This is a genomic window from Bradyrhizobium sp. 153 (assembly GCF_023073835.1).
Classification (GTDB): Bacteria; Pseudomonadota; Alphaproteobacteria; order Rhizobiales; family Xanthobacteraceae; genus Bradyrhizobium.
Genome location: NZ_JADPKH010000128.1, coordinates 134,695 through 159,068, shown reverse-complemented (window position 1 = coordinate 159,068; position 24,374 = coordinate 134,695). Strand labels below are relative to the sequence as shown.

The window sequence follows — 24,374 nt, the reverse complement described above, 5'->3', positions numbered from 1 at the left end:
TCCATGACTCGATGGAAGCCACTGTGGACCCTTATCCCGGGGTCCCGATTGGATGCCGATCACCCCGAAAACGGGGTCCTTATTCCATGCCGAAACACAGTCTGGGTGAAAGAGGGTTGAGATCGACAGCCGCGTGGGCCGCTTCTGTTGGCCTTGCCGACCTCAGTAGCGTGGCGTTGTTCTATCGCCTGCGTCAATGTGGCGATTGGTTTGCAGTGCTGGTGGAGGGCTTGCTCGCTGCGGCAGCCCCGAAGGCGAGCCGAGGCCGCCTGATCCGCATTATCGATGCGACGACAGTGCCTCAGGCAGGACCGGCTGCGCGCAGGAACAGTGAGCTTTGGCGCGTTCATAGTGCATTCGATCTGCCATATGAGCGCTTTGGTCACTTCGAGCTGACAGATCAGCAAGAGGGCGAAACGTTTGACCGGATACCGGTGGTCAAGAACGAGATCCGCATTGCTGACCGCGCTTATCTGCAACCCGACCGCATCGCCGCTGTCCGCGACGCCGGGGCAGACGTTTTGATCCGAGCGGGCTGGAAGAACGCACGTTGGCTTGATGCCAAAGGCCTTCCGTTCGATCTGATGGCCCAATTGCGTGCGGCGAAGGCGCACGGACTGATCGATCGGAGGATTTGGATCAAACGCAAGGACGGTTCGCCTCTGGCTATGCGTCTGGTCGCAGTCAAGAAGCCCGCCGGTGCAGTCGCGGCTTCGCGTCGTAAAGCCCGGCGAGACGCACAAGACGAAAACCGCGTCATCTCCAAAGAAACTCTGGAAGCCGCGGATTGGGTCATTCTGGTCAAGTCGCTCGCACGGGACGAGTTCTCCACCAAGGATGTACTCGCGCTCTATCGACTGCGATGGCGCATCGAACTTGGCTTCAAGCGACTGAAGAGTCTGATTGGTCTCAAGACGCCACCTGGAACCGATCCGCGCTCCGCCAAGTCCTACCTGCTGGCCCACCTCTTGATCATCCTGCTGCTCGAGCCGCTTGCCCGCGACTTCGAGGACTCTCCCCGCTGGATGCAGGCCGCCTGACAACACCTGGCGCTTGGCGCGTTCTGCAACAACTCGTTGCATCCTTGCTACAAGCGATCATTCCACAACCAACCATCCGCTGCTTCCGCCGCAGAAAACGAGCGCTTGGGCGGCACCTGCGCGAGCCTCCTCGAAAACGTCGGTATCAATCGATGCTCGCGCTATCTTAACGCCTATGGGGAAGGCCGGGTGCTGACCTGGCACCCACGGTCCGCTGTGCGAAAGGCACACGCAGAAAACTGCACAGCGGCATACAGGTGAAGCCCAACACACGGCCTTCCCTGCGCAGTGGTTTGACGGCTTATGCCGCGCTCTCCTGGGAGCCGAATTCGTTCTGGCCTCCCTCGCCCTCGTAGAAGTCACGGACACCGCGCCGGTTGACGCCCATGCCGCATCCGCCAGGGCTTGACCGTAGCAACGACGGCCAGGACCACACGGTTTTGCCGTACGCGCGGCTCGCCTGCGCCGCAGGGTTCGACGGCGTTGTGCACTTTGCCATCGACATGCTGGCGCGACGAACCTGACAGCGCCGTCCGTCTGCGCGAAGCTCAAGGGCTCACGGAGAGCAATCCGCCCTGCCCTTGGCCTTTCGCGCCCGACGCTGCCGCGTCCACCGCAAGCCCGGCTCCGCGATCATCACGACACATGATCGCCCCTCTCGGATGAGCCGGGATGCACGACACATACGTCATTTCCGAATTTCGGTAAAGCGGAATATTTTTGAACGCGCCGCTTGACACGGGACAGGCCGAAATTGCCTGGTGTTTTGCCCGTCGGGATGTGCTCAGGCATTCCGCAGCGCGCGGACGAACGGATCGCCCACACGGACGATCTCGCAGACGGCGACGAGACCGGCGAGCCACACGGCACTGGTGAGCCCAATGCGCGTCACGATGGCAGCGGTGAAGGCGCCCTCTCCGCCGAGGGCCGGCGTCGCGGCGAGCAGCGCGAGCTCATAGGCCGCATAGGCGGCAACGAGCGTGACGGCCAGCGCCAGCGGCCTGCGGCCCTGCGGCAGCGTACGCAGCACGGCGGACGAAACGGCGGTCGCCAGCAGCACGGCCGCGCCGGTCGCAAAACCCCAGGCGATGGTGCTGCCGTCGATAGGGTAATGCAGCGCGCCGAAGCCGATGGCCTGGTTCACGAGCCAGACGCCGGTGACGACGAGCAGTGCCGGCCGCAGCGGCAGCATCGCGGCCGCGACAACCGCGAAGGCCGCAAACGGCGTGGCGCAGGCGAACGCGAAGCTTCCGAGCGCGCCTGACACCGCCAACAGCGCAAAACAGAACATCCGCGCAAGGCGCGGCGCGACGGGGTGAAGCCGGAAACGGTCGTCATGAGATGGCAGGATGAGAGCCATGGTGATCTCCAGACGGTCGTCTTACCACGTCTGGTGATGATTTACGATTTACGCAAGCCAGCACGATCAGGCCGGCGTTCTCTCGGAGCGCGTCCGGACCACGGCCCGTTCGCCGGCGTCGACGAGCTGGCCGATACCGGTTCGGCCCATAAGCGCGCACCGGACGATGTTTTCAGCGACCGACCTCCGGAAGCCATAGTCCTCGCCATCGGGGCGACCGCGGCAGATCCGGTCCAACGCCAATTTCATGTTGATCCGTGTGCGGGTGTCGAAGTGCTCGCTGATCATTCGCCCGGCCTCGATGGGTTGATGTTGGGCAGAAACGCCCGCCGGTGGGCCCGGTTCCAAATCGGAGATCAAGGGACGTCCCGTCAGACTGCGAGTGCGTGGCGACTTACGTCCGCCCGCGCGGGCGCTGGGCTTGCGCCCACGCAACGGCGACGTCGCGTGGCGGAACATCGATGCGCTTGATCGGCGTCAGTTCGCCGGAGGCGGAGACGATCGCGGTCTCCTCGCGGCGGCAGCGCGGGCACACGAAGCGGACTTCGTGCGGGGACGCCGACCAGCTTGAACGTTTGACGTTGGCAGCCATCGGCCAGGCGTCGCAATGCGAGCACGACACCAGGAACCGGCCGGGATCGAGCATACCCATTCCATCGAACTCCGCGTCCTGCCCGCTTCCTCAATGATTAATCCATGTGAATCGTTCCGGTGCCTAGGCACCGCCGGGCTTGGCGCGTCAGGGACTTTGGATCAGTGCGCCCCCTTGAGGGAGCAGGAGGTCGTGCAGGTCACCGTGGTGCCGCGATCGCATGCTTTGCAGGTGCTGACGCACTGGTTCATGTCGCGGGGATTGTAGCTGCTGTAGTTTCGCATCGGGCAGGTCGAGGCCGAGCCGGTGATGTCCTGCTCCTGATTGCAGGCTGCCATCATGAGCGCGACTGTGATCACTGCAACGAGGCGCATGGGATTGCCCGTCGAACATGGCAAGTGACACTCGCGGGGCGCGCTGCATTGCAACGAATCCCGGCCTTCCCACCACGAACCGTCGCCGATCAGCGACATCCGCATGCTGCGAGAATGCGCGCCAAATGTTAAGAACGGATTGCAGCCGGCCTCAGGCCGCGGCCCTGGTCGCGATCGCCTGCCGCGTGTCCAGCGCCAGCTGGCGGTACTGTTCTCCGAGATTCAGATAGAACTCGCGCTTGGCGCTGTCGGTCGCGAGCTTGGCGATCAGCTCGCACTCCGCGGTGAGCGTCTCGAACCGTTCGAGCCTGTCCTCAAGATGTGTCATCGGCGTGTCCCCATCAGACGCCTCAAGGACATCAAGCCTAAGCCCGGGAAATAGGTCACGGCGAACATCGTTATGAACCAGAATCGTTTTTTCCGGTCTGCGGCGAAGGACGGCAGGCACGGCTATTTCTGCTCCAACCGCCAGGCGCCATCCCAACCGCCGTCGGGCGGGTTGGCCTCGAACTGCGTGATGCGGCCGAGCAGCGTGCGCGAAGGACCGTCGCCCGGGACCGCTTCGAGCGCGGCGTTGAAGGCGGCGCGGGCATCGCCGAAGCGCCGGGCGCGATAGGCGGAGAGACCTTCGGCATAGTGCGTGCGCAGGCTCGCTTGGGCATCGGTGAGTGCGTTGGCCCTGCCCATCACCTCGAAAACAGCTTGCGGTGCGCTCTGGCCCGCCACCGCGAGACGATCGATCTCGCGCAGCTCGAGGCGCGCGCCGACCGCCTCTGCCGTTGCCTGCGAGATCAGGATGCGGGTCCCATACGCCTTGTTGGCGGCCTCCAGCCGCGAGGCGAGGTTCACGGCGTCGCCCATCACGGTAAAGCTCATCATCAGCTCGGAGCCGATGCTGCCGGTCAGGACCTCGCCGGTGGCGATGCCGATGCGCAGATCGCAGGGCGCCGGCATGGCGCGGATGCCGAGCAGATCCGGCAGCTGCTTCTGGAGCGCGGGCACCTGATCGGCCATCTCGATGGCGGCAAGGCCGGCGAGCATCGCCTGCTCGTCCTCCTCGATAAAGGGCGGCCCCCAATAGGACATGATGGCGTCGCCGATATATTTGTCGATGACGCCGCGATTGCTGCGGATGGGGCCGGACATCACCGTGAAATAGTGGTTCATCACCTTGACGAGACCGCGCGGCGTCATGCCTTCGCTCATCGAAGTGAAGCCGCTCATGTCGCAGAACATGATGGTCATGACCCGACGCTGGCCCTCGATGGCGACCTCCGGCCGGTCAATCAGGCCCTGCACCACCTTGGGGTCGATGTAGCGCCCGAAGGTCTCGCGGATGCGTTCGTTGTGGCGCAACTGCTCGATCATGCGGTTGAAGGCCGCGGCAAGCTCGCCGATCTCGTCCTGCGTGGAAACGGTGATCGGCTTGTCGAACCGACCCGCCTCGACCTCGCGGGTGCCAGCGAGCAGCAGTCGCACCGGGCGCGTGATACCGCTACTCACGAGCAGCGCAAAGGCAAATCCGACGATCGCTGCGAGTAGGGTCACGACGCCCGACACGATGATCGTCTGGTGCTGGCGGCTGATCACCTGCGACGTGCTGAAGAAAACCTGCGCCAGCATGTCGGTGCGGATCGCATCGATCTTCTGGTTGAACTGGTCGCGCAGCGCATCGATGTGCTCCAGCGTGCCGCGGGCCTCCGCCATCTGCTTGGCATCGACCTGCTTGACCAGCTTTCCGTGGTCCTCGTCAAGATCGCGGCGCAGCTCAGTGACGGCGGTCTCGATGCGGAGCTCGATCCGCGCCAGCGCGGCATAGTCGGACGGGGTCCTGGGATCGTCGATGATGGCGTTGATGAGCTTGCGTGCACTCTCGGCTTCCTCCTCGATCTTGCGGTCGGTTTGATCGAACTCGCGCAGGCGCGCCGCATAGGCCTCCTCGTCCGATGGCGACTGCATCTTGGTCATGACCATGCGCCGCAGTGCCAACGCCCGTTCCAGCGAACGGACGTTGGCCCGCGCCAGATGCCCATAGGCCGGGATGTAACGGTTGGTCAGCTCGTCCAAGAGCACGCCGACCTGGCTCGACATCACCATCGACAGGATCGAGGTGATCAACATGAGAACGATCAATCCGAGGGCGACCCCGACGATCTTGCGCCGAATCGACTGGTTGAAAATCGGCATAGGTGCAGGGCAAAGGCTGAAAGGATGAACGATGGAACTCAATACACCGGAATTGGTCGTAGGGACACGCACAATCTGGCGGGCCTGACGTCCTGAACCTACACAACCCCTGCGAGAGCCCACTAACAGAGGTTTAAAGGCGCTGTCCTTCCACCATTTCGCACGTTCCCGAGTTCCCATCCGTATTTTGCCGCATTGTTGCGGGAGCGTGAGAAATGCGAAACGATGTCATGACATCGTTTTGGTGTCTTTTTTTGATTCTCAAGCCGCATGTCGTCGCGGACCTTGGTTTGTAGTGGTTTCGCAGGGGGCCATGGAATGAACCAGTGCCTACGCTCGCTCGCGTGTGTCGTTGCCGTGGCCGCGATCGCCCTCCTTCCCACGGCGTTGGCGGCGAAGAGCAGTCATAAATCATCTGCTCCGAAGAAGACGAATGAGGCGAAGGCCGGCAAGCACCGCCATGCCTCGGCCGCCAAGGCGCGGCACGGCAAGCACGCCGAAGCCAAGCGCAAGTCGAAGAAGACGGTCGAGGTACCCTCGGATAAGCCGGCACCGCCGCCGCTGACCGGCGATCTCGCCGCGCTGAGGGATGCGATCGACCTCGCGCGCAAGGGCAAGACCGAGGATGCGGGCGCCGCACGCGACCGCATCACTGACCCCGCCGGACAGAAGCTTGTGGACTGGTTCATGCTGCGCCATTCCGAGAGCACGGCGAATTTCAAGCGCTACGCCGCCTTCCTCGCCGCCAATCCGGACTGGCCGAGCAGCGCTCTGCTGTGCCGGCGCGCCGAGGCGCGGCTGTGGCAGGAGAAGAGCGAGCCGGCCATCGTGCACAAATTCACCATGGACCGGCCGACCAGCGCCAAGGGCAGGTTCGCGCTGGCCCGTGTGCTGCTCACTGAAGGCGAGACCGACAGGGCCGCGCGTCTCGTGCGCGAGGCCTGGCGCACGGATGAATTGTCCGAGCGGAGCGAAGAAGACTCCTACGCGGCGTTCCACGACCTTCTATCCACCGACGATCACCGCGCGCGCATGGACAAGCGTCTCGGCGCCAAGGACTACGCAGGCGCACGACGCGCAGCCAAACGTCTCGGCGAGGATGCGCTCGCGATCGTAAAGGCCTGCGCCGCCGTCACCGGCAAGGCTAGCAAGGCCAAGGACTATCTCGAGGACGTCTCGACCGAGGCGCGGCGCGATCTCGGCTATGTACTGTGCCGCGCCCAATGGCATCTTCAGAACGACCGCATCGACGACGCAGCCGAGGTGATCCTCACCGCCCTGCCCGACACGATGGCGGCGCAGGACACCGATGCCTGGTGGCGCGAGCGCCGCCTGCTGGCACGCAAGCTGCTCGACCAGGGCAAGTTCAAGACCGCCTACGACGTGGTGCGCACGGCCGCGGTGCCGGAAAAGGAAGTCTACCGCGTCGACTACCATTTCATGTGCGGCTGGATCGCGCTGCGCTATCTCGACGATCCCAAGACGGCGATGGTGCACTTCGCCGCAATCGACGAAGGCTCGGCCAATCCGATCGCGCTGTCGCGCGCCCATTACTGGCGCGGCCGCGCCGCCGAAGCGATGGGCGCCACCGTCGACGCCCGCATGAGCTACAAGGCGGCGGCGCGCTATCAGACCGCCTATTACGGCCAGCTCGCCCGCGCAAAGCTTGGCCTCGACCGGATCGAGCTACGTGCGCCCTCCCCGGTGTTGGCCACTGCCGACACGCAATTGGCGGACGAACGCGTGCGCGCCGCCAACATGCTCTACGATATCGGCGAGCGCGGCGTGGTGTTCTATTATGCCGAGGATTTTGCCAAGGAGAGCACCGAGCTCGCGGCGCTCGAAGCCCTCGCCGAGCTCGCGGGCCGGCGCAGCGATGCGCGCGTGATGCTGGAGATCGGCAAATCGGCGCTGGCACGCGGGCTTGCGCTCGACCACTATGCCTTCCCCACCATCGGCGTTCCCGAGCACAAACAGGTCGCGCCCGCGATCGAGACCAGCGTGATCTATTCGGTGGCGCGCACCGAAAGCTCGTTCGACCAGCGCGACAAGTCGCCGGCCAATGCGGTCGGGCTGATGCAGGTGACGCCGGAAGCGGGCCGCGACACCGCCAAACGCTTCGGCCTGACCTATGACTGGAACAGGATGGTCTCCGATCCCGTCTACAACACGCAGATGGGCGCGGCCGAGCTCAGCGCGCTGTTCTCGGAATATCGCGGCAACCAGATCATGACCTTCGCCGGCTACAATGCCGGCCGCGGTCGCGTGCGCGAATGGGTGCAGGCGCGTGGCGATCCCAGAGACCCCAAGGTCGATCCGGTCGACTGGGTCGAGCGCATCCCGCTGTCGGAGACGCGCAACTACGTCCAGCGCGTGATCGAGAACGTGCTGGTCTACCGCGCACGGTTCGAAGACAGCGGCATGATCGCCGGCAAGAGCGACCAGCGCGTCGTCACGCACGAAGCTGGCGCAACCGCACCCGTGGCGGCCGCAGCACCTGCTCCCTAGTCAACGCCGCCCGGGGCTGAACGCGGCGCCTGCAAGGTTACGGTGCTGCGGCTTCCACGCGCGTGCAGTCGCGCAGCTAGGTGTCACCTCCTTCCATCGTGATCAGATCGCGACCGTCCAAATATGCGCCGGTCAACGCTCTTGCGAAGGTCCAGGCGTGTATCGTGCAGCTCCAGCACGAGACGGCCGTCAGGACCGCCAACGTCTCGATCATGTTTCCAGCGAACTCGACGTTCTCGGCGGCCCGTTCTGTCCACCCGGGCATCGACCATCGCATAAACGTGACGAGTTCGCCGCGGCGGTAGCAATCGTAGTCACAGTAACGGCGCTGCGTCCGCACATGCCGGACATAGCCGGAGCGGATTGACCGCGAGCATGTGCTGCACGTGACGGCGGGCAACGGGGGGTCGTGATTGACCACCACGAATTTCATGAAGCCGCCCTCACGCCATCTTTGGCGAGCGCTTCGCAGAACAGCGCGTAGCACTGATAGTCGCAGTAAGGCAGACCTGTCCGAATCTCGCGGAGATAGCTGCTGCTGATCGGCTCGCAGCACTGCATGCACCAGGTCTTCCGGAACGGAGTCCGGCCGTTCACCAATACGAACGCGAATCTCACGTGGCACCTCCCAAAGCGAAGCAGTAAACGCTGTCCAACGGAGAAAGTGCGGGCGGTGGAGCGCAAAGATGGTTTCGGCCGTCCGGATTATCCCTGTTTCGCTCCACTTTTTGCGGTGGGATCAGAATGAATCTGCCGTCCTCCCTGCGCCGTGCATAGAGCCGGCCGTCAATGTACTTGATATCAGTCGGATAGCAGTCAGCGCTGCTGCAGCAACTGAGGCTCGGATTGTCCGGCATGTGCCAGGTCGAATAGAATTTTTCGTGCAGCGCCTGGTCCTGGGGTGGATGCTGGCGATGAACGGCACCGTCTCTTGTCTCCTGCGCCTGGACCGTCGCAGCGGAGCCAAGGAGAACCATCGAGCACAAGAGCTTGCATGAGCGGTTCAACGCACGAGCTCCGCGATTAGAAGTCAGCTCTCCAGTTCAGCCCTCACGCGACCTGAGCCCGGAACAGCCACCGGCGGTCGCGTTCGCGGCGTGTGCGGAAGCGATCAACGCACTTCTTGGAGCAGAGCGCTGTGCGCCAGGAATAGTAGCGGATCAGGCCAAACTTGCCGCCACACACCGCACAGCCTTTGATTGAAGAGCAACGTTCGGACTCGGATAGGCGAGGCTCAGGAAGTTGCGACGTATTGCACATTGTTCTCTCCCTTGTTGCTTGGTTCCCGTCGACCTCACGCGGGTCGTGAATTGCTCCAACGCGGCTGGGTGTCGAGAAATGCAGCGGCCTCGTCCTTGGTCGTGCCTGTTAGTGAGAGGCCTCGGCCGTAGGCTTGAGACCCGATCTCGCCCGACCGATGCGATTGGCTGGTCGACACTCCCGATGGTCATGAGGCTAGTCCGCCAGGCATGAGGCGCTCAATTGTACGGAGGTAAATGGCCGCCATGACTAGGAATAGACGAGCTATACCTAGGTTTGTCCCGTACTCGCCCGGGGGCTCTCGCGCGGGCTCGCGTTCAACGAGACCACGCACGATGCGCGGGTTGCACGGCTACCGCGAAAAATCGGGCGCTGAGGTGACCAGGACGGCGAGCAGCCAATTCCAAGCCCAACGTCGTCACCGGCATCCGACTTTGGCCGGAATTGCTCCTCCGGCGGCAACGTGCTCTACTTGTGTTCACGCAGAGAGCGCCGGGAGCGTCTGCGATGAAGCCGGGCCGGGCAGCAACGTTCGGGAAGTCAGCCGCGCAATACCTCGCCGGCTGCCTCAGGCAAGTTGTCACCCCCAAGCCGCGCAGCGAGCCCAGCGACGCCGGTCTGCTGGAGGCGGTCAAGCAGTGGCAGCAAGTCTTCGAGCACAACCCGGTCATGTATTTCATGGTCGATCCGAGCGGAACCGTGATCAACGTGAACACGTTCGGCGCGGCGCAACTGGGCTATACGGCCGCGGAGTTGATCGGCCGATCAGTGCTGGATGTGTTCTTCGAGGAAGATCGCGACTTCGTACGCGCGTGTGTTGCGCTGTGCCTTGAGACCGTTGATCAGTCACACACCTGGGAAATCCGGAAGGTTCGCAAGGACGGCTCGGTGCTATGGGTGCGCGAGAATGCCAAGACCATGCTGCGGGGCAATGGCGGGCCGATCGTGCTGGTCGCCTGCGAGAACATCACCGAGCGCAAGGAAGCGGAGAATGCGCTGCGACAGAGCGAAGCTTACCTCGCCCAGGCACAGGAATTGAGCCACACCGGCAGTTTCGGCTGGAGGGCTGCAACCGGCGAGATCACATGGTCCAAGGAGACCTATCGCATCTTCCAATGCGACGAGGGGACCAAGCCAGAGATTCCCTTCATGCTCCAGCGCATCCATCCGGAGGACCGGCTCGCAGTGCAGCGGATCACGGGCCGGGCGGCGCGCGAGGGAAAAGATTACGATCACGAATACCGGCTGGTGATGCCCGGCGGTTCCATCAAGTACGTCCGAGCGGTCGCCCGCGCGACGCGAGATGCGAGCGGTCACGTGGAGTTCGTGGGGTCGGTGACTGACATCACGGCGACCAAGGAGGCAGAGCGCAGACTTCGTGACAGCGAGCAGCGCTTTCGCGACTATGCCGAAACCGCCTCCGACTGGTTCTGGGAGACGGGACCAGACCATCGCGTCACTCACATCTCGGAACATTCTGATACCGTCACCGCCCCCGCGGGCCTGATCGGGCTCACGCGTTGGGACATTGCTCCCGACGCCGATCTCGAGCCCGAAAAATGGCGACAACATCGGGCGGCGCTCGATGCCCACGTCCCGTTCCGCGATCTGGTTTACCGCAGCAAGGACCGCAACGGACAGCCGATCTATGTGCGGACGAGCGGCAAGCCGTTCTTCGACGCCAACGGCACCTTTCTGGGTTATCGGGGCGTCTGCACCGACGTGACCGCGGCCATCCGGGCCGATCACGCCGAAGAGGCGCTGCGCAAGGCGCAAGCCGAGCTCGCTCATGTGACTCGCGTAACGATGCTGGGCGAGCTGACCGCTTCAATTGCTCACGAAATCAACCAGCCCCTCGCCGCCGTGATCGCAAACGCCGACGCCTGCCTAGCCTGGCTGCAGCGCAGTCCGCCCGATCTCAAGGCGGCGCGCCGCTCCGTGGAGTGGATCATCGAGGACGGCAAGCGTGCCAGCGACGTCATCCGTCACGTTCGGGCGCTCGCCAAGCGTTCCGATATCGAGATGGCTCCGCTCGAAGTCAGCGTGGTCGTGCGCGAGGCTGTCGCGCTCGTTCAGCGCGAGATGGCGAGCCATGCCGTGTCGGTTCGAATGGAACTGTCGTCGGCACTGCCCAGGATCTTTGGCGATCGAATTCAATTGCAGCAGGTCCTCATCAACCTGATCAAGAACGGCATCGAGGCCATGGAAGGCATCGATGACCGCCCGCGCGAGCTGGCGATCCGTTCAGCGGCCGACGACGATGGCGCGGTGCTGGTGAGCGTCTCCGACTGCGGCGTCGGCATCTGCGAACAGGCAATGGACCGCCTGTTCATGCCGTTCTTTACCACGAAGTCCAGCGGCATGGGCATGGGCCTGTCGATCTGCCGCTCGATTATCGAGGCACACGGCGGACGACTTTCCGCCATACCGAACCAGGAGCGCGGAGCGACTTTTCAGATCACCCTGCCACTCCATCGAGAGGAAGCACCGTGAACGAGCGCGCGGGGCCTTCGCCCAAGGAGGACGGCGATCAGCCAATCGTCTTCATCGTCGACGACGACGCGTCCATGCGTCGTGCGCTTACCAATCTGTTCGAGTCGGTCGGCCTCAAGGTCGAAGCATTCGGCTCGGCGCCGCAACTCCTCCAGACCAAGCCGCCGGAAGTCCCCAGTTGCCTGGTGCTCGACATCCGCCTGCCCGGAACGAGCGGCCTTGAGCTGCAAACCGATCTTGCCAAGGCAAATATCCATACGCCGATCATCTTCATCACCGGTCATGGCGATATTCCCATGACTGTTCGGGCCATGAAGAGCGGCGCGATCGACTTCCTGACCAAGCCGGTTCGCGACCAGGAAATTCTCGACGCGGTCCAGGCCGCGATCGAGCGAGACCGCAAGCGCCGCGATCTTTACAAGACCGTCTCGGACGTCAGATCGCGCTTCGAGTCACTCACCTCGCGGGAGCGGGACGTCTTGTCATTGGTGACGTCGGGCCTGATGAACAAGCAAGTGGCCGCCCAGCTCGGTTTGGCGGAAATCACCGTCAAGATCTATCGCGGCCAAATCATGCGGAAAATGGGGGCGAAGTCGCTGGCCGACCTGGTGAGGATGAGCGAGGCGCTCGGGATTCGACCCAGCAAGCCCGACGTACAAACCTAAGTATGAGTTTCCAACGATGACCGGCGGGTCCACCTTGCGGGTTTATGTGAGGCCGTAGCGACGGCAAGCGTAATTCCGGGCGAGGAGCGGACGTCTTGTCAGTGGCTTCGGTCATTTCTGTGCTTGACGATGATCCCTACGTGCGGGCCGCGATCAACAATCTCTTGGAATCCCGCGGATACATCGTCCACACATTCGCCTCCGCCGAGGAGTTTTTGAGGTCGACCGATTCGACCGACACCTCCTGCGTGATCGCGGACGTGCAGATGCCGTCGGTCACTGGAATCGATCTGCTGACGCAGATGCGCGCGCAGGGGTCGTCAACGCCGTTCATCTTCATCACCGCTTTCCCGGAGGAGAGCGTGCGTGTGCGTGCGCTTAAAGCCGGGGCAAGTTGTTTCCTCGGTAAACCGTTTGCCGCCTCGGATCTGATGAAATGCCTGGAGGTGGCGCTGCAGCAGGTGACGAAACCATGAAGTGATTGTCCGGCGATCAGCGAATGCGACGCTGACACCAGCGCAGCCCACCTCAATCCACCTTGATATTCGCCGCCTTGATGATCGGCCACCATTTAGCGATCTCCGCCTTCTGGCGGTTGCCGAGCGCTTCTGGCGTGAGCTGATCCTTGGGCGTCATCTCCAGGCCCTGGCTTTCGAGCTGCTTCTTCACTCCAGGATCGTTCAGCGCTTCCACGGCCGCCGCGTTGAGCTTGGTCACGACCTCCTTCGGCGTGCCCTTCGGCACCCACATGCCTGACCACAGCGTCATCTTGAAACCCTTCAGGCCCGCCTCCTCCGCGGTCGGAATCTCCGGCGCCGACGGCAGGCGCTTGTCGTCGGTGATGGCGTAGGCGCGGATGGTGCCGGCGCGGACCTGGTTGATGGAATTGGAGGTCTGGTCGACGATGAGATCGATCTGGCCGGCGATGAGATCGTTGAGGGCGGGCGCTGTGCCGCGATACGGCACGTATTGCAGCTTGATGCCGGAGACGCTCTCGAAATAGACGCCGGCGATGTGGCTGCCGGAGCCTGCGCCGGCCGTGCCTGCCGTGGGCGGCGATGGCCGCGACTTCAGCCATTCAATGAGCTCCTTCAGCGAGGTCACCGGCACCGCGTTCTTGCTGACCACGATCATCGGATTGCTCGGCAACAGCACCACCGGCTCGAGGTCGGCGACAAGGTCGTATTTGAGCTTGTAGACGGCACCGTTTGCGACGTGGGTACCGAGATGGCCGAACGAGATGGTGTAGCCGTCCGGCGGTGATTGCACGGCGCGACCGACGCCGATCGAGCCGCCCGCACCGGTGACGTTCTCGATCACCACGGGCTGGCCAAGCGATACGCGCATGCGCTCCGCAAGCACCCGCGCCATTGCATCCGACGGCCCGCCGGCCGCGAATGGCACGATGATGGTGATGGGACGCGTGGGATAGTCGTCAGCGCGCGCGGCGCCTGCAACAGCGAGAATGGCAATCAGCGCAGCCCAAGCGGCCTTCATAGTCCTCTCCCCAGCGATGTCTTTGTTATTGTGACCCTCTGCCCGCGTACGGGAAGAGGGATCGTTCGTGGCGTATTGCCGCGCTAGAACTGCGTGTAATCGATCGGCTTGTGGCGATCGAGCGTCCGGGTGACCGGCGGCAATGGATATTTCAGTCCGGTCGCGCAGTTGAACAGCATGACGCGGTCGGTCTTGCTGACACGGCCATCGGCAAGGCTCTGCTTGTAGGCAGCGTAGGTGGCGGCGCCCTCGGGACACAACAGCAGTCCCTCCTCGCGCGCAACCTCGCTCAGCGCCGACGAGATCTTGTCGTCGTCGACCGCGATGGCAAAACCCTTGCTCTGCCGCACCGCGCGCAGGATCAGGAAATCGCCGATCGCCTGCGGCACGCGAATGCCCGAGGCGATGGTGTGGGCATCCTCCCAGCGCGTCGCATGCTCGGCGCCGGCGTCATAGGCCCGCACCATCGGCGCGCAGCCCGAGGCCTGCACCGCGATCATGCGCGGACGCTTGGACCCGATGAAGCCGATCTTCTCGAGCTCGTCGAACGCCTTCCACATGCCGATCAGGCCGGTGCCACCGCCGGTCGGATAGAAGATCACGTCGGGCACGTCCCAGCCGAGCTGCTCGGCAAGCTCGAGGCCCATCGTCTTCTTGCCCTCGATGCGGTACGGCTCCTTCAGCGTCGACGTGTCGAACCAGCCGACTTTTGCTTTCCCCTCGCCGACGATCTTGCCGCAATCGTCGATATAGCCGTTGACGCGATAGACGGTCGCGCCCTGGAGCTCGATCTCGCTGACATTCACCTCGGGCGTATCGGCCGGGCAGAAGATCGTTGTCTTGATGCCGCAGGAGGTCGCATAGGCCGCCAGCGCGGCGCCGGCGTTACCATTGGTCGGCATCGCCATGTGCTTGATGCCCAGCGCCTTGCCCATCGACACCGCCATCACGAGGCCGCGCGCCTTGAACGAGCCGGTCGGCAGGCGCCCTTCGTCCTTCACGATGATCTCGCCACCGCCGAGTTTGGCGCCGAGCTTCGGCAGCCGGATCAGCGGCGTCGTGACCTCGCCGAGTGAGACGATGTCCTTGCATTTGCGCACCGGCAGCAGCTCGCGGTAGCGCCACATGTCGGCGGGACGCTGGGCCAGGGCGTCCTTGGTCAGCGCCTTCTTCACCCCAGTGAGGTCGTAGCGGACCAGCAGCGGCTTGCCGGCCTTGGAGAGATTGTGGACCTGGTCGGGGGCGTAATGATCGCCTTCCATCGCGCATTCGAGATGCGTGACGAAGGTCGGACGTTCGATGGTGAGGTTGTCGTTGTCGTGCATGGGGTGGTTTCCTTCTTATTCTGGAGAACAGCTCTTTGGTCGTCATGGCGAGCGTTCAAATATTCAGCACCCGTCCATAAGCATCCAGCACGGCTTCCTTCATCATCTCCGACAGCGTCGGATGCGGGAACACTGTGTGCATCAGCTCTTCTTCCGTGGTCTCCAGGTTCATGGCGACGACGTAGCCCTGGATCAGCTCGGTGACTTCAGCGCCGACCATATGAGCGCCGAGAAGCTGTCCGGTCTTCTTGTCGAAGATCACCTTGACGAGGCCCTGGTCCTCGCCGAGCGCGATCGCCTTGCCGTTGCCGACAAAGGGGAAGCGGCCGACGCGGATCTCGCGGCCGCTCTCCTTGGCCTTGGCCTCAGTCAACCCGACCGATGCCACCTGCGGATGGCAATAGGTGCAGCCCGGGATCATGTTCTTGTCCATGGGATGCGGATTGAGACCCTTGATTGCCTCAACGCAGATCACGCCCTCATGCTCGGCCTTGTGCGCGAGCATCGGGGGACCTGCGACGTCGCCGATGGCGTAAATGCCAGGAACGTTGGTCCTGCCGTGGCCGTCCACCACGATGATGCCGCGATCGGTCTTCACCCCAAGCTTTTCGAGGCCGAGATTCTCGACGTTGCCGACCACGCCGACAGCGGAGATCACCCGTTCGAACTCGGTCGCCACAGGCTTGCCCTTGCCGTCGTCGATGGTGGCGACGACGCTATCGGCCTTCTTCTCGAGCTTGGTGACCTTGGTCGAGGACATGATCTTGATGCCCTGCTTCTCCAGGCGCTTGCGCGCCAGGCTCGCGATCTCGGCGTCCTCGACGGGGAGGATCTGGGGTAGCACCTCGACCACCGTGACGTCGGAGCCCATGGTGTGGAAGAACGAGGCGAACTCGATGCCGATCGCGCCGGAGCCGACCACCAGCAGCGACTTCGGCATCCGTTCCGGCACCATCGCCTCGAAATAGGTCCAGACCAGCTTCTTGTCCGGCTCCAGCCCGGGCAGCACGCGCGGCCGCGCGCCGGTCGCAACGATGATGTGCTTGGCCTGGTAGCTCCCCTCGCCCAACGTGCCCTTCGGGCCCTCGACGTCCGATTTACTCACAGTGACCTTGCCGGTCGCGTCGATCGACGCCGCGCCCCAGATCACGCTGACCTTGTTCTTCTTCATCAGGAAGCCGACGCCGTCGTTGAGTCGTTTCGAGACGCCGCGCGAGCGCTGCACCACAGCCTTCGGGTCGAAAGACACTTTCTCTGCCGACAGGCCGTAATCCTTGGCGTGCTGCATGTAGTGGTAGATCTCGGCCGAACGCAGCAGCGCCTTGGTCGGAATACAGCCCCAGTTCAGGCAGATGCCGCCCAGATACGCTTTTTCGACGATCGCCGTCTTGAAGCCGAGCTGTGCGGCGCGGATCGCGGTGACATAGCCGCCGGGACCGGAGCCGATGATGATGACGTCGAAGGATGTATCGGCCATGGCGCTCCCGTTCAATTCAAGAGGCGCCGCGAGCGCGGCGCTTGAAGACAACAAACCTGACTAGCCATTCGATGATCCCGACCAGCACCAGAATAGCCAGCGCGCTCAACACAATGGGTTGAGCGATGTTCCGCGATAATTGCTCTGCCGACAGGAAGGCGGACTGAAGAAAATCGAGCCCGATCGGATTGAGCGCGACGATCCCCCCAAGCAGCAGCGATATCCATGGCCAGCGGGTACGGACATGCAACGTTGCCCCCTCTGCCGCCGCGTCAGACCATCATCATGACGGGATTTTCGATCAGCTGCTTGAACGCGCCGATCAGCTCGGCGCCGAGCGCGCCGTCAATGGCGCGGTGATCGCAGGACAAGGTCACGCTCATCATGTTTGCGATCTCGATCTTGCCACCGCGCACGACGGGACGCTCTTCGCTGGTGCCGACCGCGAGGATGGTCGCGTGCGGCGGATTGATCACCGCGGTGAAGTGACTGATGCCGTACATGCCGAGGTTGGAGACGGCCGTGGTGCCGCCCTGGTATTCCTCGGGTTTCAGCTTGCGCGAGCGGGCGCGCGCGGCAAAGTCCTTCATCTCGTTGGAGATGGTCGAGAGCGTCTTGGTCTCGGCCTTGCGGATGATAGGCGTGATCAGGCCGCCTGGCATCGCGACGGCAACGCCGACGTCGGAATGGTGGTGCTTGACCATGCCGCTTTCGGTCCAGCTGACGTTGCAGTTCGGGATCTTCTGGAGTGCGACCGCCATCGCCTTGATGACGAAGTCGTTGACCGAGATCTTGTAGAGCGGCTTCTTCTCCTTGTCCTTGGGAGCAGCCGCATTGATCTCCTCGCGCGCGGCCAGCAGCTTGCCGATGTCGCAATCGATGGTGAGATAGAAGTGCGGGACGTTCTGGATCGATGCGGTCAGGCGCTGCGCGATGGTCCGGCGCATGCCATCATGCGGGACGATGTCGTAGGAGCCCGGCTCGAACAGCGACAGGATCTGCTTGTCAGACATGGTCGGCGCGATCGAGGGCGCCCCAGACGGTGCTGCGGCGGGAGCCTTGAGGCCCTTGCCGGACTTGGCCTGCTCGACGTCACGCGCGACCACGCGGCCGTGCGGGCCAGTGCCCGTGATCATCGCAACATCGATGCCGGCTTCCTTCGCGATACGGCGCGCGAGCGGCGATGAGAACACGCGGCCGCCATGGCCGTTGCCCTGCGCGGCGGGAGCTGCAGCCGGCGGAGCCGGTGCGGCGGCAGCCGGCGTCGCCTTGGGTGCGGCCGGCGCAGGTGCCGGTGCCGGCGCGGCAGCAGGTGCCTCAGCGGTCTTGGGCGGTGCAGCCGAGGCGGTCGGCTTCGCGGCGCCCGCGGCTTTCACGTCCTCGCCCTCGCCGGCCAGCACCGCGATCACGTCGTTGACCGGAACGTCCTGGGTGCCCTCGGGCACCAGGATCTTGGCGATCGTGCCTTCGTCGATCGCCTCGACCTCCATGGTCGCCTTGTCGGTCTCGATCTCGGCGATGACGTCGCCGGATTTGACCTTGTCGCCCTCCTTCTTCAGCCACTTGGCGAGGTTGCCCTTCTCCATCGTCGGCGAAAGAGCGGGCATCAGGATGTTGATGGGCATGCTGACCTCACGAAGAACTTCTCAAAACGTCGTCTCCTGAAGCGAAGACGAACAGACCAGGTTTAGTTGCCGATGTCGCCCTGCCACAGACGCTCATTGGCGGGATTGGAACGCCAATTCTTCATCATGGTGATGGAGCGGTCGTCGGCAAGGTCGATCCAGGGGATGCCGAACTTGTCGAGGATGTCCTTGGATCCCTCGAAGGTGACAGATTCCCCGATCACCACCAGCTTGACCTTGAACAGCGCCAGCGCGCCGGCGCACATCGAGCATGGCGACAGGGTGGTGTACATGACGGTGTCATGAAACGTGATCGCGCCGGCTTCGCGCAGGCAGCTCATCTCGCCGTGCAGGATCACGTTGTTCTCCTGCACGCGCTTGTTGTGACCGCGGGCGATGATCTTGTTGTCGCGCGTCAGCACCGCACCGATCGGCAGGCCGCCCTGCGCGATCGAGGTTTCCGCCTCGCGGGTCGCCTCCAGCATAAAATCGTAGTGATAGGATTCGATGGCCACGTCAGTGCCCCTTGCCGCGTGGCGTCGTGCTGCCGGTGTCGGTCGGACGCTCGATCTCGGCCTGGAACATCTCCAGAATCCGGTTCAAGGCATCCTCCTCGGTGTATTCGCTCTCGCGCGCATAGGCGCGCGCGGCATGGCGCGCGAGATCGACGAGCAGCAGGCCCCACATGTCGGGCTCCTCGAAGGCGCGCTGGAACGCCATCGACAGCCCACCGTCCAGCACGAACACACGCAGGATCTCGACCGCGTCCTCGCGGGTCATGACGTCGGGCGGCAGTGGCTGCTCCTTGGGGCCCGCCATGGTCTACCTGTAGCAGACGGCTTTGGCGGCCTCGACGACTTCCGCTGCCGAGGGCAGCGCGAGCTTCTCCAGGTTCGCGGCATAGGGCATCGGCACGTCCTTGCCGGAGACCCGCGTAACCGGCGCGTCCAGATAGTCGAAGGCGTTCTCCATGATGCGCGCGGCGATCTCGGCGCCGACCCCGCTCTGAGCCCAGCCCTCCTCCACCGTCACCGCACGACCGGTCTTCTTGACCGAGTTGATGATGGTCTCGGTGTCCATCGGGCGCAGCGTGCGTAGGTCGATCACCTCGGCCTCGATGCCATCCTTGGCGAGCTCGTCGGCGGCCTTGAGCGCATAGGTCATGCCGTTCGACCACGAGATGATGGTGACGTGGCCGCCGGAGCGCACGATGCGCGCCTTGCCGATCGGAATCACGAAATCGTCGAGCTTGGGTACTTGGCCGGTGTGACCGTAGAGCACCTCGTTCTCGAGGAAGATCACCGGGTTGGGATCGCGGATGGCGGCCTTAAGCAGCCCCTTGGCATCGGCCGCCGAATACGGCGCGACCACCTTGAGGCCGGGAATGTGCGAATACCAGGCCGAGTAATCCTGACTGTGCTGGGCTGCGACCCGCGCAGCGGCACCATTGGGCCCGCGGAATACGATCGAGCAGCCCATCTGGCCGCCGGACATGTACAGCGTCTTGGCCGCGGAGTTGATGATCTGATCGATCGCCTGCATGGCGAAGTTGAAGGTCATGAACTCCACGATCGGCTTGAGGCCCGTCATCGCGGCACCGACGCCGACACCGGCAAAGCCGTGCTCGGTGATCGGCGTGTCGATCACGCGCTTGGCGCCGAACTCCTGAAGCAACCCTTGCGTGACTTTGTAGGCACCCTGATATTCGGCCACCTCTTCGCCCATCACGAAGACATCGCCGTCGCGGCGCATCTCTTCGGCCATGGCATCGCGCAAGGCTTCGCGGATGGTCTGCGTCACCATCTCGGTGCCGGCGGGTACCTCCGGATCGGGCTCGGCCACGGGCTGCGGCGCGGACGGCGCCGCCTTGGGCTGGGGGGCCTCGGACTTGGCGGCGGCGGGCGGCGCGGACTCCGCAGCCTTCTCCTGCTTGGCCGGCGCTGGGGCCTTCGCGAGATCGGCGGCGCTCTCGCCATCGGCGAGGATGGTCGCGATCGGCGTATTGACGGCAACGTCGGCGGTGCCCTCGGGAATGAGGATCCTGCCGAGCGTGCCCTCATCGGTTGCCTCGACTTCCATCGTCGCCTTGTCGGTCTCGATCTCGGCGATGACGTCGCCGGACTTGATCGTCTCGCCCTCTTTCTTCAGCCATTTGGCGAGGTTGCCCTTCTCCATCGTGGGCGACAACGCGGGCATCAGCACTTGAATTGGCATGTCGACTCCAAAAGAAAGCTTGCGCGCGTTCAGCGGTAAACGTCGGTCCAGAGCTCGGCGGCATCCGGCTCGGGATCATGTTGGGCGAAATCGGCGGACGCGTTGACGACGTCGCGCACCTCGGCGTCGATCGCCTTCAGATCCTGCTCGCTGACCTTGGCCGCCAAGAGGCGGTTACGTACCTGCTCGATCGGGTCCTGGTCGTGGCGGATCTTCTCGACCTCCTCGCGCGTGCGATATTTTGCAGGGTCGGACATCGAGTGGCCGCGATAGCGGTAGGTCTGCATCTCGAGAATGTAGGGGCCTTTGCCGGCACGGCACCAGGCCGCCGCCTCCTCGCCCGCAGCCTTCACGGCGCGGACGTCCATGCCGTCGACCTGCTTGCCGGGAATGTTGAAGGAGGCGCCGCGCTTGGAGAAGTCCTGCTGCGCCGAGGCGCGCGAGACCGAGGTCCCCATAGCGTAGCGGTTGTTCTCGATGACGTAGATCACCGGCAGCTTCCAGAGCTCCGCCATGTTGAAGCTCTCATAGACCTGACCCTGGTTGGCCGCGCCGTCACCGAAATAGGTGACGCTGACATTGTCGTTGCCGCGATAGTGATTGGCGAAGGCGAGACCCGTGCCGAGCGAGACCTGCGCGCCGACGATGCCGTGGCCGCCGTAAAAGTGCTTCTCCTTGCTGAACATGTGCATGGAGCCGCCCTTGCCCTTGGAATAGCCGCCGCGGCGGCCCGTGAGCTCGGCCATCACGCCGTTGGCGTCCATGCCGGTGGCGAGCATGTGGCCGTGATCGCGATAGCCGGTGATGACCTGATCGCCCTCTTTCAGGGCCATCTGCATGCCGACCACCACGGCCTCCTGGCCGATATAGAGGTGGCAGAAACCGCCGATCGCGCCCATGCCGTAGAGCTGGCCAGCCTTTTCCTCGAAGCGCCGGATCAGGAGCATGTCGCGGAGCGCCTTGAGCTCCTGCTCCCTGGTGAATTCCGGGGGCGGACCGCCGTCGGCCTTGTCCTGTGGAGTGCTTGCGGCGGCTTTCTTGGGTGCGGCCATGGGAATTCCGGGTCAGAGAAAACTTTCGCCCTCTCTAACCCAAGTCAAACACCGTTGGAAAGCACCGCGGCGGCATGGCACGACTTTCATTATGCCGCACTGCAACGTGATCGTAATATTGGAAAATCTTTGGCGCCGATCGGGCAACAATTCGATGCAAGGCTGCCGCACGCGCAGATTCGTGACCGCGTCAAGAAATGGGGAGGACGGGCGATGCCGAAATGACGCCGCCCTCTCCGTCCGCCCAATCAGAAGAAGCCGACCCTCTTCGGGAGCTTCTTGGTCTGCGGGTCGTGATCGAGCATCATCTTTTGGGACTCACGCCCGACGCCCCGACCGTTTCGACCAAGACACCATGGCCGATCATGTCACGACCGCTCGGCAGCGAGAACGCTATTTCGCCGGGATCATCCGAACGAGATCATGCGGATTGACATAGTCGAGTTGGTAGCGCGCCCGCTCGTCCAGCATGTCAGGATCAATCCTCGACGTGCGCAGCAAAGAGACGCGCTGCTCGCTCCGGGCGCGCTCGCGCTTGAGCTGCGCCAGTTCGCTGGTCAGGGCGATGATCTCCTGATCGAGCTCCTGGCGGGCATTGAGGCCGTATTTGCCGGTGTAGGCGTTGACGCCGAAATAGCCGACGATGGCCGCCGCCATCGCATACAGGGCAAGGCCGGTCAGGATCGATTTCAGGCGCGCGCGGGAGACCATCTTGGGAAGATGGGACAGGTTGGTTAAGGGAGTGCTAATCGGCCCTAGCTGACGAGGATCTGACCTTCATGGTGAGGAGGCTGCATAGCGGCCGTCTCGAATCATGAAGGCCCCGCTGTCCCCGCGGCCATCCTTCGAGACGGCGCTGACGCGCCTCCTCAAGATCAGGACCTGGCGTCTAGCCGCCGGCGACTTGGATTAGCCGTGATGCTTCGCCACGTGCGCCGCGAAGGCGTCGAGATAGGCCTGCAGCACCGGCTTCAGCGACTCCTTGGTCAGATTGCCCTCGGCATCGAAGGCGTCGCCCACGGCGTTCAGATAGGCCTCCGGCTGCTGCATGATCGGGCCGCTGATACCAGGCAGGATGGTCTGCAAATGCTTGGCAGCGCTGACCCCGCCGAGCGGCCCCGGCGAATTCGAGATGATGCCGACCGGCTTGCCGTTGAACGAACTCTTGCCATAGGGCCGCGAGGCGACGTCGATGGCATTCTTCAGCGCGCCCGGGATCGAGCGGTTGTATTCGGGCGTGACGAAGATGACGCCGTCAGATTTCTGAAGCTTCTCGCGGAAGGCCAGCCAGTCGGCGGGCGGCGCGCCCTCGAGGTCCTGGTTGAAGAAGGAAATGCCCGCCGGCGTGACGACCTCGAGCTTGAGCGAGCTAGGTGCGAGCTTGGCGAGGGCATTGGCGATCTTGAGCGAAAAGCTGTCCTTGCGCAGGCTGCCGGCGATCGTGACAATGTTGTAGGCCATGGTGTGTCCTTGGGATCTTGAGCGGGAGTGCCGGGAAGGCACTTAAGCCATCCGGACCGATGGATGCAAGTGCATGAACTGGCTCGATTTGGAAACGCTGTGTTTCGTGAAAGTGCCCTCGGCTCTTCTGGGGAAATCGCGTCCTTTGACCTGTTGGCCAAAACAGTCAGGCCGCCAAGTGGCGGCCCGATCATTCGCGCGAACGTCTAGACGAGACTAACCCAGATCAGATCGTTGGATTCCACGCCGATGGGATCAGGCGATATTTTGCGCCGTCCTTCTCGACATGGCCGATCGAGGGGAAGGAGAAGTGGAAGCCGACCACGGTCGCCTTCTCGGCCGCCGCCATGTCGTAGAATTTGTGGCGGGTCGCCTGCGCCAGCGCGGCATCGGTGTCGAACATCACGTGCCAGTCCGGATTGCGCAGGAAGAATTCCGGAATGTTGGTGACATCGGACTGGATCAGCACCTTCGCATCGCCCGATGCGACCGCGAACGAGGTGTGGCCGGGCGTATGACCCGGCGTCGCGATGGAGGTGATGCCGGGCGCGACCTCCTTGCCCCACTCGTACTTGGTGACCTTGGACTCGAGGCCGGCAAAGGTCTTCTTCACGTTCGCGAAATAATTCTTCATCATCGCGTTGGACTCGGCCTTGGCGGCGTTGTCCTCGCTGGTCCAGAACTCCCAGTCCTTGCCCGGCACCATGATCTCCGCGTTCGGGAAGGCGAGCGCGCCGTCGGCGAGGCGGATGCCGTTGGTGTGGTCGGGATGCAGATGCGAGAGCAGCACGACGTCGATGTTCTTGGGATCGACGCCAGCGGCCTGGAGATTTTGCAACGTGCGACCGACGGCGCCCTTGCTCGGCTCGAAATTCGCGATGCCGTTGCCGGTATCGATCAGCACCAGCTTGGAGCCGGTATTGATGAGCTGCGGGTTGAAGGGCACCGTGACCATGCCCTTCGGCATGTAGGCCGCCTCGCCTGCGGCCAGCGCCTCGTCCTTCGGCACGTTGACGACGAACTTGTCCGGCATCGGGAAGGTGCGCGCACCGTCATTGATCGAGGTGCACTCGAAGCTGCCGACCTTATAGCGATAGAAGCCCGGCGCCTGCGTTCCGGCCGGCGGCACTGAGGCATCGGCGGCGATCGGTCCAAGCCCGGTAACGGCAGCCGCACTGAGGGTGGCGGCGCCTGCAAGCAGGTGACGGCGATTGAGGTCGGTCATGCAGATCCCCTTCTGAGTG

25 protein-coding genes are annotated in these 24,374 nt (G+C 63.5%); 6 read left to right on the top strand and 19 right to left on the bottom strand.

All coding sequences use genetic code 11. The features are described 5' to 3' along the window. Window positions 1-1,040: transposase (locus IVA91_RS30870; RefSeq protein WP_247460031.1), on the top strand; the 1,040-nt coding region annotated here is incomplete at its 5' end. Window positions 1,041-1,824: 784 nt separating this feature from the next. Here IVA91_RS30870 and IVA91_RS30865 read toward each other — a convergent pair. The 6 genes from IVA91_RS30865 to IVA91_RS30840 all read right to left on the bottom strand — a co-directional run bounded on the left by IVA91_RS30865 (window position 1,825) and on the right by IVA91_RS30840 (window position 5,553). Then, window positions 1,825-2,400: a hypothetical protein gene (locus IVA91_RS30865; protein WP_247276003.1), complete on the bottom strand. Its 576-nt coding sequence runs from the start codon at window positions 2,398-2,400 to the stop codon at window positions 1,825-1,827. A gap of 66 nt (window positions 2,401-2,466) precedes the next feature. Next, on the bottom strand, window positions 2,467-2,760 hold the full coding sequence (locus IVA91_RS30860; RefSeq protein WP_247276002.1) for a hypothetical protein: 294 nt from the start codon (window positions 2,758-2,760) through the stop codon (window positions 2,467-2,469). 34 nt (window positions 2,761-2,794) lie between these two features. After that, window positions 2,795-3,052 carry a hypothetical protein gene (locus IVA91_RS30855; RefSeq protein ID WP_247276001.1) on the bottom strand — a complete coding sequence of 86 codons (258 nt, stop codon included), beginning with the start codon at window positions 3,050-3,052 and terminating at the stop codon, window positions 2,795-2,797. 101 nt (window positions 3,053-3,153) lie between these two features. Continuing rightward, window positions 3,154-3,366 carry a hypothetical protein gene (locus IVA91_RS30850; RefSeq protein ID WP_247460025.1) on the bottom strand — a complete coding sequence of 71 codons (213 nt, stop codon included), beginning with the start codon at window positions 3,364-3,366 and terminating at the stop codon, window positions 3,154-3,156. Window positions 3,367-3,517: 151 nt separating this feature from the next. Further along, a complete protein-coding gene (locus IVA91_RS30845; protein ID WP_247275999.1) occupies window positions 3,518-3,694 on the bottom strand; it encodes a hypothetical protein in 177 nt (58 codons plus the stop codon). 122 nt (window positions 3,695-3,816) lie between these two features. Next, on the bottom strand, window positions 3,817-5,553 hold the full coding sequence (locus tag IVA91_RS30840; RefSeq protein WP_247275998.1) for an adenylate/guanylate cyclase domain-containing protein: 1,737 nt from the start codon (window positions 5,551-5,553) through the stop codon (window positions 3,817-3,819). Between the two features lie 318 nt (window positions 5,554-5,871). Here IVA91_RS30840 and IVA91_RS30835 point away from each other — a divergent pair, with 318 nt between their 5' ends. Continuing rightward, window positions 5,872-8,061 (top strand): lytic transglycosylase domain-containing protein, encoded by a 2,190-nt coding sequence (locus tag IVA91_RS30835; RefSeq protein WP_247275997.1) that lies wholly within the window; start codon window positions 5,872-5,874, stop codon window positions 8,059-8,061. Between the two features lie 76 nt (window positions 8,062-8,137). On the opposite strand, the gene IVA91_RS30830 is transcribed toward IVA91_RS30835, so the two are convergent. Continuing rightward, window positions 8,138-8,494, bottom strand: coding sequence for a hypothetical protein (locus IVA91_RS30830; RefSeq protein ID WP_247275996.1), 357 nt, complete (start codon window positions 8,492-8,494; stop codon window positions 8,138-8,140). A gap of 1,334 nt (window positions 8,495-9,828) precedes the next feature. Here IVA91_RS30830 and IVA91_RS30825 point away from each other — a divergent pair. From IVA91_RS30825 to IVA91_RS30815, 3 genes are all read left to right on the top strand, one after another. Beyond that, complete coding sequence (locus tag IVA91_RS30825) at window positions 9,829-11,814, top strand: PAS domain S-box protein (protein ID WP_247275995.1); 1,986 nt, start codon at window positions 9,829-9,831, stop codon at window positions 11,812-11,814. Further along, window positions 11,811-12,479, top strand: a complete 669-nt coding sequence (locus IVA91_RS30820) for a response regulator transcription factor (RefSeq protein ID WP_247275994.1) — start codon at window positions 11,811-11,813, stop codon at window positions 12,477-12,479. The genes IVA91_RS30825 and IVA91_RS30820 overlap by 4 nt, the downstream gene beginning before the upstream one ends. 95 nt (window positions 12,480-12,574) lie before the next feature. Then, the gene (locus IVA91_RS30815; protein WP_247275993.1) at window positions 12,575-12,955 is read left to right on the top strand and encodes a response regulator; all 381 of its coding nucleotides are present in this window, start codon (window positions 12,575-12,577) and stop codon (window positions 12,953-12,955) included. 52 nt (window positions 12,956-13,007) lie between these two features. Here IVA91_RS30815 and IVA91_RS30810 read toward each other — a convergent pair whose 3' ends face one another. From IVA91_RS30810 to pdhA, 9 genes are all read right to left on the bottom strand, one after another. Beyond that, on the bottom strand, window positions 13,008-13,976 hold the full coding sequence (locus IVA91_RS30810) for a tripartite tricarboxylate transporter substrate binding protein BugD (RefSeq protein ID WP_247275992.1): 969 nt from the start codon (window positions 13,974-13,976) through the stop codon (window positions 13,008-13,010). A gap of 83 nt (window positions 13,977-14,059) precedes the next feature. Then, on the bottom strand, window positions 14,060-15,301 hold the full coding sequence (locus IVA91_RS30805) for a threonine synthase (RefSeq protein ID WP_247460022.1): 1,242 nt from the start codon (window positions 15,299-15,301) through the stop codon (window positions 14,060-14,062). 55 nt (window positions 15,302-15,356) lie between these two features. Then, on the bottom strand, window positions 15,357-16,778 hold the full coding sequence (gene lpdA, locus IVA91_RS30800) for a dihydrolipoyl dehydrogenase (RefSeq protein WP_247275990.1): 1,422 nt from the start codon (window positions 16,776-16,778) through the stop codon (window positions 15,357-15,359). Between the two features lie 16 nt (window positions 16,779-16,794). Further along, window positions 16,795-17,028 carry a hypothetical protein gene (locus tag IVA91_RS30795; RefSeq protein WP_247275989.1) on the bottom strand — a complete coding sequence of 78 codons (234 nt, stop codon included), beginning with the start codon at window positions 17,026-17,028 and terminating at the stop codon, window positions 16,795-16,797. A gap of 22 nt (window positions 17,029-17,050) precedes the next feature. Next, window positions 17,051-18,403 carry a pyruvate dehydrogenase complex dihydrolipoamide acetyltransferase gene (locus IVA91_RS30790; RefSeq protein ID WP_247275988.1) on the bottom strand — a complete coding sequence of 451 codons (1,353 nt, stop codon included), beginning with the start codon at window positions 18,401-18,403 and terminating at the stop codon, window positions 17,051-17,053. 62 nt (window positions 18,404-18,465) lie between these two features. Continuing rightward, window positions 18,466-18,918 (bottom strand): nucleoside deaminase, encoded by a 453-nt coding sequence (locus IVA91_RS30785; protein WP_247460020.1) that lies wholly within the window; start codon window positions 18,916-18,918, stop codon window positions 18,466-18,468. A gap of 1 nt (window position 18,919) precedes the next feature. Next, window positions 18,920-19,222, bottom strand: coding sequence for a DUF5076 domain-containing protein (locus IVA91_RS30780; RefSeq protein WP_247275986.1), 303 nt, complete (start codon window positions 19,220-19,222; stop codon window positions 18,920-18,922). 3 nt (window positions 19,223-19,225) lie between these two features. Continuing rightward, the gene (locus tag IVA91_RS30775) at window positions 19,226-20,617 is read right to left on the bottom strand and encodes a pyruvate dehydrogenase complex E1 component subunit beta (protein ID WP_247275985.1); all 1,392 of its coding nucleotides are present in this window, start codon (window positions 20,615-20,617) and stop codon (window positions 19,226-19,228) included. Between the two features lie 29 nt (window positions 20,618-20,646). Continuing rightward, window positions 20,647-21,669, bottom strand: coding sequence for a pyruvate dehydrogenase (acetyl-transferring) E1 component subunit alpha (pdhA, locus tag IVA91_RS30770; protein WP_247275984.1), 1,023 nt, complete (start codon window positions 21,667-21,669; stop codon window positions 20,647-20,649). Window positions 21,670-21,723: 54 nt separating this feature from the next. On the opposite strand from pdhA, the gene IVA91_RS30765 reads away from it, so the two are divergent. Continuing rightward, window positions 21,724-21,894: a hypothetical protein gene (locus tag IVA91_RS30765; protein WP_247275983.1), complete on the top strand. Its 171-nt coding sequence runs from the start codon at window positions 21,724-21,726 to the stop codon at window positions 21,892-21,894. Window positions 21,895-22,062: 168 nt separating this feature from the next. On the opposite strand, the gene IVA91_RS30760 is transcribed toward IVA91_RS30765, so the two are convergent. From IVA91_RS30760 to IVA91_RS30750, 3 genes are all read right to left on the bottom strand, one after another. Beyond that, a complete protein-coding gene (locus tag IVA91_RS30760; protein ID WP_008567889.1) occupies window positions 22,063-22,380 on the bottom strand; it encodes a septum formation initiator family protein in 318 nt (105 codons plus the stop codon). Between the two features lie 198 nt (window positions 22,381-22,578). Then, entirely contained in the window at window positions 22,579-23,130 is a 552-nt protein-coding gene (locus IVA91_RS30755; RefSeq protein ID WP_247275982.1) for an NAD(P)H-dependent oxidoreductase, read from the bottom strand. A 226-nt stretch (window positions 23,131-23,356) separates the two neighbouring features. Beyond that, entirely contained in the window at window positions 23,357-24,355 is a 999-nt protein-coding gene (locus tag IVA91_RS30750) for an MBL fold metallo-hydrolase (RefSeq protein WP_247275981.1), read from the bottom strand. Window positions 24,356-24,374: the final 19 nt, after the last annotated feature.

Coding starts and splice junctions, on each gene's coding strand:
- IVA91_RS30845 (WP_247275999.1), bottom strand. CDS start 3,694: ATGACACATCTTGAGGACAGGCTCGAACGGTTCGAGACGCTCACCGCG.
- IVA91_RS30825 (WP_247275995.1), top strand. CDS start 9,829: ATGAAGCCGGGCCGGGCAGCAACGTTCGGGAAGTCAGCCGCGCAATAC.
- pdhA (WP_247275984.1), bottom strand. CDS start 21,669: ATGGCCGCACCCAAGAAAGCCGCCGCAAGCACTCCACAGGACAAGGCC.
- IVA91_RS30810 (WP_247275992.1), bottom strand. CDS start 13,976: ATGAAGGCCGCTTGGGCTGCGCTGATTGCCATTCTCGCTGTTGCAGGC.
- IVA91_RS30840 (WP_247275998.1), bottom strand. CDS start 5,553: ATGCCGATTTTCAACCAGTCGATTCGGCGCAAGATCGTCGGGGTCGCC.
- IVA91_RS30830 (WP_247275996.1), bottom strand. CDS start 8,494: ATGAAATTCGTGGTGGTCAATCACGACCCCCCGTTGCCCGCCGTCACG.
- IVA91_RS30780 (WP_247275986.1), bottom strand. CDS start 19,222: ATGGCGGGCCCCAAGGAGCAGCCACTGCCGCCCGACGTCATGACCCGC.
- lpdA (WP_247275990.1), bottom strand. CDS start 16,778: ATGGCCGATACATCCTTCGACGTCATCATCATCGGCTCCGGTCCCGGC.
- IVA91_RS30805 (WP_247460022.1), bottom strand. CDS start 15,301: ATGCACGACAACGACAACCTCACCATCGAACGTCCGACCTTCGTCACG.
- IVA91_RS30855 (WP_247276001.1), bottom strand. CDS start 3,052: ATGGGTATGCTCGATCCCGGCCGGTTCCTGGTGTCGTGCTCGCATTGC.
- IVA91_RS30790 (WP_247275988.1), bottom strand. CDS start 18,403: ATGCCCATCAACATCCTGATGCCCGCTCTTTCGCCGACGATGGAGAAG.
- IVA91_RS30750 (WP_247275981.1), bottom strand. CDS start 24,355: ATGACCGACCTCAATCGCCGTCACCTGCTTGCAGGCGCCGCCACCCTC.
- IVA91_RS30850 (WP_247460025.1), bottom strand. CDS start 3,366: ATGCGCCTCGTTGCAGTGATCACAGTCGCGCTCATGATGGCAGCCTGC.
- IVA91_RS30865 (WP_247276003.1), bottom strand. CDS start 2,400: ATGGCTCTCATCCTGCCATCTCATGACGACCGTTTCCGGCTTCACCCC.
- IVA91_RS30755 (WP_247275982.1), bottom strand. CDS start 23,130: ATGGCCTACAACATTGTCACGATCGCCGGCAGCCTGCGCAAGGACAGC.
- IVA91_RS30760 (WP_008567889.1), bottom strand. CDS start 22,380: ATGGTCTCCCGCGCGCGCCTGAAATCGATCCTGACCGGCCTTGCCCTG.
- IVA91_RS30775 (WP_247275985.1), bottom strand. CDS start 20,617: ATGCCAATTCAAGTGCTGATGCCCGCGTTGTCGCCCACGATGGAGAAG.
- IVA91_RS30835 (WP_247275997.1), top strand. CDS start 5,872: ATGAACCAGTGCCTACGCTCGCTCGCGTGTGTCGTTGCCGTGGCCGCG.